This is a genomic window from Pseudonocardia sp. ICBG601, assembly GCF_020496245.1.
In genome coordinates this window covers 1-9,382 of record NZ_JAHLJA010000073.1, presented here as the reverse complement: position 1 = coordinate 9,382, position 9,382 = coordinate 1, and the positions used below count along the sequence as shown (strand labels likewise).

Sequence of the window (9,382 nt, the reverse complement as noted above, 5' to 3'; positions counted from 1 at the left end):
CCTGGACACCCTGCAGGTTCGCGCCGTGGCACGTGATGCAGGTGTTGTTGTAGAGCTGCTCGCCCTTGGCGATCAGCGCGGTGTCCTGCTGGGCCTGGGCGACCTGCGGCTGCGGCGCGAAGGCGGCGTAGAGGAAACCGACGGACAGCAGGCCCAGCCCGATGGCGAGGGCGCCGGCGATGCGGCGCTTCACCTTGCCGTGCGGACGGGTGCGGCCCCCGGCCTTCTCGTCCGGCCGTTCGACCGGTGGTGGGTTCTGGTTCTCGGTCATCGCTGGGGGTCTTCCAACCTCGACGTCGTGGCGGGTGCTGTCAGGGGACGGGCGGCGCGATCGGTCAGCGGATGAAGTAGATCGTGGCGAACAGCCCGATCCACACCACGTCGACGAAGTGCCAGTAGTAGGACACCACGATCGCCGCGGTGGCCTGGGCGGGCGTGAACTTGCTGAGCTTCGTGCGGATGATCAGGTACACGAACGCGACGAGGCCACCGACCACGTGCAGCCCGTGGAAGCCGGTCGCCAGGTAGAAGACCGACCCGTAGGCGCTCGAGGAGATCGTCGTCTCGTGCGAGGTGACCAGGGTGTAGTACTCGAACGCCTGGCCGAGCACGAAGAACGTCCCATCGCCAGCGTCAGGGCGTACCAGCGACGCAGCCCGAACACGTCGCCGCGCTCGGCCGCGAACACGCCGAACTGGCAGGTGAACGAGGACGCCACCAGGACGAGGGTGACCACCAGTGCGTAGGGGACGTCGAGCTCGGTGGGCGGCGGCGGCCAGGGGCCGTCGTTCTGCGCCCGCGCGGTGAAGTACATCGCGAACAGCCCGGCGAAGAACATCAGCTCGCTGGAGAGCCAGACGATGGTGCCGATGCTGACCAGGTTGGGGCGGTTCAGCGAATGGATCCGCGCGCTGATGTTGGGTGCCGCTGTCGTCACGTCGGGCATTATGACCCGAGCCGAACTTCTACGGCTTGTCGGGATACCCCTCACCGCATCACGATCGGCGAACGGACCCGATGATCGGGAACTCATCGCCTGGTCGGGACGACGGAGCGGCCGCCACGCGGCCCCGGCCCGGATCGCCGACACGACAACGTTCGGGGGTGTCGGGAGGTTCCCCTAGTATCGTCGGCGTGAGCGGACGAGCGGCAGAGATCGGCAGCGCGGCCGGGTCGGGGACGGGGACCAGCACGGTGCTGGTCTACAGCCACCGTCCCGAGGTCCGCGAGAGCATCATCGAGGCGGTCGGGCGGCGGCCCGCGCCGGACGTGGGCCGGGTGCGCTGGGTGGAGGCGGCCGGCATCGCCGAGGTCCTCGCGGCCTGCGACGCGGGTGAGGCCGACCTGCTGGTCCTCGACGGCGAGGCCCAGCCGACCGGCGGGATGGGCGTGGCCAAGCAGCTGCGTCACGAGATCGTCGACTGCCCGCCGATCGTGCTGACCGTCCGCCGCCGGGACGACCGCTGGCTCGCCACCTGGTCGGAGGCGGACGCCGTGCTGGTGCACCCGCTCGACCCGATCGAGGCGGCCGAGGTCGTCGCCCAGGTCCTGCGCGACCACCGGCCCGGCACCCTGACCCAGCAGCAGTAGCGAGACAGAGGACACCTCACGCCGTGAGCGCACCCACCTGGCCCTCCGTGATCGGCCGCCTGATGCGCGGCGAGGACGTCACCGCCGACGAGGCGACCTGGGCGATGGGTCAGGTGTTCGCCGGGGAGGCGACCCCGGCGCAGCTCGCCGGGTTCCTCGTCGCGCTGCGCGCGAAGGGCGAGACGCCCGCGGAGATCTCGGGCATGGCCGACGCGATGCTCGCCCATGCGCTGCGGGTGCACGTGCCCGGCCGCTCGGTCGACGTCGTCGGCACCGGCGGGGACCAGGCGCACACGGTGAACATCTCCACGATGGCGGCGATCGTCGTCGCGGCGGCGGGTGCGCCGGTCGTCAAGCACGGCGGGCGCGCGGCGTCGTCGCAGTGCGGGACGGCCGACGTGCTCGAGGAGCTGGGTGTCGCGATCGAGCTGACCCCTGCCGCGGTCGAACGGTGTGCCGCGGAGCTGGGGATCGCGTTCTGCTTCGCCCAGTCCTTCCACCCCGCCATGCGCTACGCAGGCGGGGTCCGTCGCGAGCTCGGGGTGCCGACCGCGATGAACCTGCTCGGGCCACTGTCCAACCCGGCCCAGCCCGAGACCGGTCTGATCGGCTGCGCCGACCCGCGGCACGCCGCGACGATGGCCGAGGTCTTCGCCCGGCGCGGCAAGTCGGTGCTGGTGGTGCGCGGCGACGACGGGCTCGACGAGCTGACCACCACCGGGCTCAGCACCGTCTGGATCAGTGACGGCGGCACCGTCCGCGAGGAGCGGCTCGACCCGGCCGACCTCGGGGTCGGCGTGGCCACCGCCGAGGACCTGCGCGGCGGTACCCGGCAGGTCAACGCCGCCGTGGTCCGCGACCTGGTGGCCGGCAAGAGCGGCCCGGTGCGCGACGCGGTGCTGCTCAACGCCGCGGGCGCGCTCGCCGCGCACCGCGGGATCGGCACCGACCTCACGGCCGCGATCGGGGACGCGCTCGACGCCGTCGCCGCGGCCGTGGACTCCGGCGCCGCGTCCGACCTGCTCACCCGCTGGGCGGCACTGTCCACCGAGCTGGCCGCCTGAGCGGACCGGCACCACCGTCCGCCGAGCCGGCCGCCCGAGCGGCCCGACACCGCCCTCAGCAGAGCCGGCCGCCCGAGCGGCCCGGCAGCGCCGTCCGCCGCGGGCCGGCCGCTCGCGCAGTCAGGTCAGTTGGGGCGGGACGGGGCTCAGTCGAGGCCGATGGCGAAGGCCGCGTCGGTGTCGGCCTTGGAGTAGGACCGGAACGCGATGTGCGTGTCGGTCCCGACGACGCCGTCGATCCGGCTGAGCCGGCTGGCGATCACGTCGGCGAGCTGCTCGTGCTCGCGCACCTTGACGATCGCGATCAGGTCCACGTCGCCGGCACAGGAGTAGACCTCCGACACGCCGTCGAGGTCCGCGATGGCCTGCGCGGTCTCGGGGATCCGGTCGGCGGCGGTGTGCACCAGGACGATCGCGGTGATCACGGTGGGGCTCCCCCTCGGGTCAGGGCGTGGCGGACACCGGTCAGGCTAGTGGGGGCATCCCCTGTGGCGCAGGCCGCATCCGGTTGCTACTGTCACCGTCATGCGCACCGTCGAGCACACCCTTGCTCCGGCCGCAGCGCTGCCCGCACTCATTCCCGCGGTAGTAGCACTGCGCGTCGGCTGATCCAGGCCGCCGACGCGCCCGCGCCGCAATCCCGGCGCTTCCCTCCCGCACACCGCGGTGAGGATCTTCGAGACCTGGCTCGCGTTCCCGCTTCTCTCTCGCGCAACGCACGGAGCCACACGATCATGAGCATCACCGCCGACCGCCCCACCACCACCTTCTCCTTCCCCACCGGTACCGGTGGCGCCGCGGACATCGCGTCCCGGATGCCCCGCCGGCACACCGTCGTCACCGGCGACGGGATGGCCGGGGTCATGCAGATCGCCTCGGCGCTGCAGAGCTGTGGCCGCACGCTGCGCGAGTTCTGCGTCGACGTCCGTGAGGGCGTCGCCTACAGCTCGGTCACCTGCACCCTGTCGATGACGCCCGACGAAGCCGACGACTTCACCCGCGGCATGGGCGCCATGCCCTGTGTCCTGGCCGTCGACCCGTACTGAGCCGTACTGAGCTGGACCGGCCGGTACCGAGGCGACAGGCCCGCGGCCGCTACGGGCGTGAGCTGCGGCTGCGGGCCGCGTCGAGCATCTCGGCCCGGTCCGCGATCTTGACCCGTTCGGTGCCGCCGCGCCGCTCCCCCAGGGCGATCTCGGCGGCGTCGAGGCGCAGCCAGTCCTCCCACAGCACGGGGTCGACGCCGTAGGAGCGCATCCGCTCGACGACGGCGTCGCCACCCGGCCGCGGCGGCGTCGCCAGGTCCGGCAGATCGGCCAGCACCGACTCCGCGGTCTGCGCGCCGTCGCCCTTGTTGGTGCCGATCACCCCGGTCGGGCCCCGCTTGATCCACCCGGCCACGTAGCTGCCGCGCACGGGCTCCCCACCGAGCAGCACCCGCCCGGCCTCGTTCGGGACGGTGCCGGTCGCCGGGTCGAACGGCAGCCCCTCGATGGGCTCGCCCGCATAGCCGATGGCCCGCACGACCAGGCCCGCCTCCAGGGTCTCGACCTCACCCGTGCCGTGCACCCGGCCGTCGGCGTCGACGGCGTTGCGTTCGACCACGACGGCGCCGACCCGGCCGGTGCCGTCGTCGACGAGCCGGACCGGCGACCGCAGGAACCGCAGGTGGATGCGCCGGCGCGCGCCGGTCGCGGACCGGGCGGCCCATTCGGTGAGCATCTCGATGTTCTGGCGCATCCGCCGTTCCTCCGGCTCGGCGACGCCCGCGGCGAGCAGGCCGTCGTCGTGCACCACGACGTCGACGTCGTCGAGACCCCCGAGACCGCGCAGCTCGGCGGGGGTGAACTTCACGTGCAGCGGGTCGCGCCGGACCAGCACGTGCACGTCGGTGACCGCGCTCGCCCGCAGCGCGTCGAGCACCGCGTCGTGCGCGTCGGTGGCGGCGAGGTCCTCGGCGGGGCGGGCCAGGACCCGCGCCACGTCGACGGCGACGTTCCCGGCGCCGACCACGACCGCGCCGGGGTGGTCGAGCAGCGGGCCGGGGCCCACCGCGTCGGGGTGCCCGCAGTACCAGGACACGAACGCCCCGGACCCGACCGAGCCCGCGAGATCCTCCCCCGGGACGCCGAGGTCGCGGTCGACCGCGCTGCCGGTGGCGTGCACGACGGCGTGGTAGTGCTCCCGCAGCGCCTCCCCCGGGATGCCGCCGGGACCGACGTGCACGTTGCCGAGGAACCGGACGCGGTCGCTGTCGTCGAAGGTCCGCACCAGCGCCCGGATGACCGACTTCATCTTCACGTGGTCGGGGGCGACGCCGTAGCGGACCAGACCGTAGGGCGCGGGCAGCCGGTCGATCACGTCGACGTGCACCGCCGGGTCCCCCGCCAGCAGCGCCTCGGCCGTGTACAGGCCGGACGGTCCGGATCCGATGACGGCGATCCGGTGGGGTCGTGGGCTGAGGACCTGCGGGGTCGACACGTGCGCACCTCCGAGCCGGGGACGGTGACGACGCTAACAGCGATGACCCGTCCGGGCGATCACCGACGCAGCGCGGTGCCGACGGCGCGCACCGCGGTCCGCCCGTCGGGCAGCAGCAGCTCCGTACTCAGGGTGCGGAAGCGCCGGCCGTCGCGGATCGCGACGGTGCGGGCCCGCAGCCGGTCGGTGACCTGCACCGGCCGCAGGAACTCCACCGTCGTCGACAGCGGCCGGGCGTCGCCGGCACCGGGGTGCGCGGACTGGGCCGCGGCGGCGAGCCCGGACAGGACCGCGCCGTGGGTGGTGCCGTTGAGGTTGGTCGTCGACGGGCCGGGGGTGAACACGACGTCGCCGTCGGCGTCGCGCTCGAGGTTCTCCGGCCGCAGCCGGGAGGCGTCGAACGGCGGCAGGGCGGCCCGCACGTCGGTGCCGGGCGCGGTGGCGTCGGGATCAGTGGCGTCGGGAGCGGTGGGGCCCGGGGCGGGAGCGGTCGCGAGCCCGCCGGGGCCCGCGGGGACACCGGTCAGCGCGAAGGTCGCGACGACGTGCGCCACGGCGACCCGGTGTCGTCGTGCATCTCGGCCCGGCCGACACCGACGGCGTCGTCGAGGTGCAGCAGGGTCAGCTCGGCGCGCAGCCACCGCGCGTCCGCCGCGGGGATCCCGGCCAGGTCCAGGCGCAGGTCGACGGTGGGGGCGCCGGCGACGAGGCGCGCGGTGGAGAACACCAAGTAGCCCAGGCCCGCGTCCGCGAGGAGCGCCGGGACCACCGGGAGGATCCGGCCGTCGGCGGTACGGACGCCGTCGTGCAGCGGGGCGCGCACCACCGCACGCTCCCGCGTCGACGACGGGTCGGGGACCATCCCGAGACCGGACTCGACCGGCGCGCGCCGCAGCCGCTCCCGGGAGCCCGGTCCGGGCCTGGTCTGCTGCGGTTGCGTCGTACCGGTCATGATCCCATCATGCGTCACCCCGGGGGTGCTCCCGGCTCCGGGTCCCGGTACCCGGCGGTGAGCAGTGCCGCCGCGTCGTCGACGGCGCGCCGCTCGCGGTGAGGACGCGCACCCGGCGATCGTGCCGGTCAGCCCGCCGTACGGGCGTACCGGCTCACCGGGCGGGCGAGCCCGAACCGGTCCCGCAACGTGCCGTCGTAGGGGGCGGGTGCCCAGGTGTCACCGAGCGCGGGGAGCAGGCCGTCGACGATCTCGTCGACCCCGGACGGCAACGCGAGCGGGACCAGGACGAACCCGTCCGCGGCGCGCTCCTCGGCGGCGTCGCGCAGGAGGGCGGCGAGCTCGGCCGGGTCGCCGACGTGGCGCAGCGTGGCCGGACCGGTGTCGGCGCCTGCCGGGGCGAGGGCGTCGAGCTCACGCAGCCGGGCGGGGGCGTCGTCGCCCAGCAGGGTCTCGACGTCGAGCAGCACGGTGACCTGCTCGGGGTCGCGCCCGGCGCCGGCGACGGCGGCCCGGACCTGGTCGCGGGCCTCGGCGGCACCGGCGACCGTGTCGGCCGCGACCCGGACGACATCGGCGTAGCGGCCGACGGTCGCCAGCGCGGCGGGCTCGTCGCCGCGCAGCACGGTCAGCGGCTGCCCCTGCGGCGGGCGCGGTGTGATCGACGGCCCGGTCACCGAGAAGAACTCGCCGGTGAAGTCGATGTGGTGGAGCCGGTCGCGGTCGACGAAACGCCCGGTGGCGGCGTCGCGGATCTCGGCGTCGTCCTCCCAGGAGTCCCACAGCCGCGCGGCGACCTCGATCACCTCGCCGGCCTCCCGCCACAGCGAGGCCGCGTCGCGGTCGGCGCGCGCACGGCCGAACAGGTCGGCCTCGGCCTGGGTGCGCGACACCTCGGGCTGCCACCCGGCTCGCCCGGTGGACACGAAGTCCAGGGTGGCCACGGCCTTGGACAGGTGGAACGGCTCGGTGTGGGTGACCGTCACCGTCGGGACGACCCCGATGCCGGGGACTGCGGGCGCGACCCGCGCGGCGACGGCGACGGCGTCGAGGGTGCCAGGCAGCGCGGCCGGGTCGGCGCCGGGCGGGCTGCAGCGAGTCGGGCAGCGCGACGAGGTCGAGGCCGCCGCGCGCCGCGGTGCGCACCAGGTCCAGGTGGTACGGGGCGGTGAACAGCCGGGCCGGGTCGGCGCCGCCGAGCCGCCACGCGCCGGCGTGGCGCCCCGCCGCTCCGAGTTCGACCGCCAGGTGCAGACGTCCGCTCACCGTGCCTCCGTCGCTCGTGTTCAGCTCCTGACCGAGCCAACCCGTCGCGGACGCGGTCTGTTCCCGGCTACCCGGCGGCGCGCAGGTCCGCCTCGATCGCGGCGGCGCAGGCGCGCAGCTCGGGCAGGATGTCCGCGCGCAGGCCGTCGGCGTCGTTGCGGGAGGCGTGGGTGGAGACGTTCGCGGCCGCGACGACCCGCCCCGCGCGGTCGTGGACCGGCACCGCGACCGAGCGCAGCCCGGCCTCGAGCTCCTGGTCGACGACGCAGTACCCGTCGGCGCGGACCCGGTCCAGCTCGGTGCGCAGCTGCTCCGGGGTCGAGACGGTGTGCGCGGTCAGCGCCGCGGGCTCCAGCGCGGCGAGGTGGGTGTCGAGGTCGGCGGGTGGGAGGGCGGCGAGCAGGACCCGGCCCATCGACGTCGCCCAGGCGGGGAAGCGGGTCCCGATCGTGATCGTGACGGTCATGATGCGCGAGGTGGGGACGCGGGCGACGTAGACGACGTCGTAGCCGGTGTGCGGGTCGCCGTCGAGGACCGACACCGACGCGGACTCGCGCACCGTGGCGACCAGCCGTTCCAGGTGCGGGGCGGCGATCTCGGGCAGCCCCATCGCGGACAGGTAGGACCAGCCGAGCTCCAGCACCCGCGGGGTCAGCGCGAACAGCCTGCCGTCGGTGCGGACGTAGCCCTCCTCGGCGAGGGTGAGCAGGAACCGGCGCGCCGCGGCGCGGGTGAGCCCGGTGGCACGGGCGACGTCGGCGAGGGTCTGCTGCGGACGCTGCGCGTCGAAGGACCGGATGACGGCCAGACCGCGGGCCAGCGAGCGGACCTGCTCGGTGCGCGGGGCGCTCATCCGGGCCGCCCGGCGAGGACGGTGTCGACCAGGTCGGTGGCGTGCCCGGTGCCCGAGCCCTGGGCGCCCGCGGCGAGGGCGAGGTTGCGGCCCATCGCCCCGGGGTGCACCTGCAGTCCCTCCAGGCTCACCCGCAGCCGGGCCGCGGCACCCGCGGTGACCCGCAGCAGCGCGACGAGCGTCTCCCACTCCGCGTGCCAGGCCCCGGCGGCGCGCTGGAACTCCTGCTCGGCGCCCGCGAGCAGCGTCGCGACCAGGCCGGGTGCGCGCTTCGCGGCGCCGCGGGCGGTGACGGCGGCGGCCGGGTTGCGCTTGTGCGGCATCGACGACGAGTCCCCCGGCGCGGACTCCGACACCTCGCCGAGCTCGGTGGCGGACAGCAGCACCACGTCGCCCGCGGGCTTCGCACAGGCCCCGGCGGCGACGCCGAGTGCCCCGGCGAGCTCGCCGACCCGGCTGCGTTCGGTGTGCCACGGCACGCCCTGCGGGGCGAGCCCGAGCCGCGCGGCCAGTGCGTCGGCGACGGCCGGGCCGTGCGGGTGGACGGCCGCGAGGGTGCCCGCGGCGCCGCCGTAGGAGACCGGCAGGGCGTCGAGCACCCGGTCGAGACCGGTGCGCGCCCGGTCCAGCCCGGTGCACCAGGTCGCGGCGACCAGGCCGAAGGTGGTGGGCAACGCCTGCTGGCCGAGGGTGCGGGCCGCGCACGGGGTGTCGCGGTGGGCGGCGGCGAGCGCGGCCGCGGCGTCGGCGCAGGCCGTGAGGTCGGTGACGATGCGGTGCCCGGCCCGGCGGGCGAGCAGCATCAGCGCGGTGTCCATGACGTCCTGACTGGTCGCGCCCCGGGTGTACCGCCCGCTCGGCGCCGGGCTGGATTCGCGCCGCGGCCGCCTTGAGCCTTTTGACCAGCGGGATGACCGGGTTGCCGCCCTCGACCGACTCGGCGGCCAGCGTGTGCGGGTCGAGGCCCGCGACGGCGGCGACGGCGCGTTCCACCGCGTCGGCGTCGTGCCTCGGCGACCGCGCCCTGCTCGGCGGCGACGGCCGACAGCGCCAGCTCGACCTCCAGCAGGGCGGCGATCCACGCGCCGTCGTCGAGCAGGCCGTCGACCCGGTCGGTACCGGACAGGGGCCCGAGCAACGTGTTCGCCATGCGTACGAGCGTACGGCCTGCGACCG

12 protein-coding genes and 1 pseudogene are annotated in these 9,382 nt (G+C 75.1%); 4 read left to right on the top strand and 9 right to left on the bottom strand.

Going from position 1 to position 9,382, the window contains the following annotated elements; translation table 11 throughout:
* On the bottom strand, positions 1-271 hold a 271-nt coding region (locus KPL57_RS21420), incomplete at its 3' end, for a cytochrome c (protein ID WP_226352937.1).
* Between the two features lie 64 nt (positions 272-335).
* Positions 336-946: pseudogene (locus KPL57_RS21415) on the bottom strand (heme-copper oxidase subunit III).
* A 248-nt stretch (positions 947-1,194) separates the two neighbouring features.
* Here KPL57_RS21415 and KPL57_RS21410 point away from each other — a divergent pair.
* Together KPL57_RS21410 and trpD are read left to right on the top strand one after the other, a co-directional pair.
* Positions 1,195-1,590 (top strand): response regulator, encoded by a 396-nt coding sequence (locus KPL57_RS21410; RefSeq protein WP_020625131.1) that lies wholly within the window; start codon positions 1,195-1,197, stop codon positions 1,588-1,590.
* 23 nt (positions 1,591-1,613) lie between these two features.
* Complete coding sequence (gene trpD, locus KPL57_RS21405; protein ID WP_226352935.1) at positions 1,614-2,654, top strand: anthranilate phosphoribosyltransferase; 1,041 nt, start codon at positions 1,614-1,616, stop codon at positions 2,652-2,654.
* A 146-nt stretch (positions 2,655-2,800) separates the two neighbouring features.
* Here trpD and KPL57_RS21400 read toward each other — a convergent pair whose 3' ends face one another.
* The gene (locus KPL57_RS21400) at positions 2,801-3,079 is read right to left on the bottom strand and encodes an Lrp/AsnC family transcriptional regulator (RefSeq protein ID WP_060711495.1); all 279 of its coding nucleotides are present in this window, start codon (positions 3,077-3,079) and stop codon (positions 2,801-2,803) included.
* Between the two features lie 309 nt (positions 3,080-3,388).
* Between KPL57_RS21400 and KPL57_RS21395 the strand changes: the two genes are divergently transcribed.
* Complete coding sequence (locus tag KPL57_RS21395; protein WP_060711494.1) at positions 3,389-3,700, top strand: hypothetical protein; 312 nt, start codon at positions 3,389-3,391, stop codon at positions 3,698-3,700.
* Between the two features lie 49 nt (positions 3,701-3,749).
* Here KPL57_RS21395 and KPL57_RS21390 read toward each other — a convergent pair whose 3' ends face one another.
* The 6 genes from KPL57_RS21390 to KPL57_RS21365 all read right to left on the bottom strand — a co-directional run bounded on the left by KPL57_RS21390 (position 3,750) and on the right by KPL57_RS21365 (position 9,024).
* A complete protein-coding gene (locus tag KPL57_RS21390; protein WP_226352934.1) occupies positions 3,750-5,135 on the bottom strand; it encodes an FAD-dependent oxidoreductase in 1,386 nt (461 codons plus the stop codon).
* A 59-nt stretch (positions 5,136-5,194) separates the two neighbouring features.
* Entirely contained in the window at positions 5,195-5,689 is a 495-nt protein-coding gene (locus tag KPL57_RS21385; protein ID WP_226352933.1) for a PaaI family thioesterase, read from the bottom strand.
* Positions 5,659-6,087, bottom strand: a complete 429-nt coding sequence (locus KPL57_RS21380) for a hypothetical protein (RefSeq protein WP_226352932.1) — start codon at positions 6,085-6,087, stop codon at positions 5,659-5,661. The genes KPL57_RS21385 and KPL57_RS21380 overlap by 31 nt, the downstream gene beginning before the upstream one ends.
* A 128-nt stretch (positions 6,088-6,215) precedes the next feature.
* Positions 6,216-7,091 (bottom strand): LLM class flavin-dependent oxidoreductase, encoded by an 876-nt coding sequence (locus KPL57_RS21375; RefSeq protein ID WP_374203763.1) that lies wholly within the window; start codon positions 7,089-7,091, stop codon positions 6,216-6,218.
* A gap of 329 nt (positions 7,092-7,420) precedes the next feature.
* Positions 7,421-8,206, bottom strand: a complete 786-nt coding sequence (locus KPL57_RS21370; RefSeq protein ID WP_226352931.1) for an IclR family transcriptional regulator C-terminal domain-containing protein — start codon at positions 8,204-8,206, stop codon at positions 7,421-7,423.
* Positions 8,203-9,024: a lyase family protein gene (locus KPL57_RS21365; protein ID WP_264198378.1), complete on the bottom strand. Its 822-nt coding sequence runs from the start codon at positions 9,022-9,024 to the stop codon at positions 8,203-8,205. The genes KPL57_RS21370 and KPL57_RS21365 overlap by 4 nt, the downstream gene beginning before the upstream one ends.
* 92 nt (positions 9,025-9,116) lie before the next feature.
* On the opposite strand from KPL57_RS21365, the gene KPL57_RS21360 reads away from it, so the two are divergent.
* On the top strand, positions 9,117-9,382 hold a 266-nt coding region (locus KPL57_RS21360; protein ID WP_226352930.1), incomplete at its 3' end, for a hypothetical protein.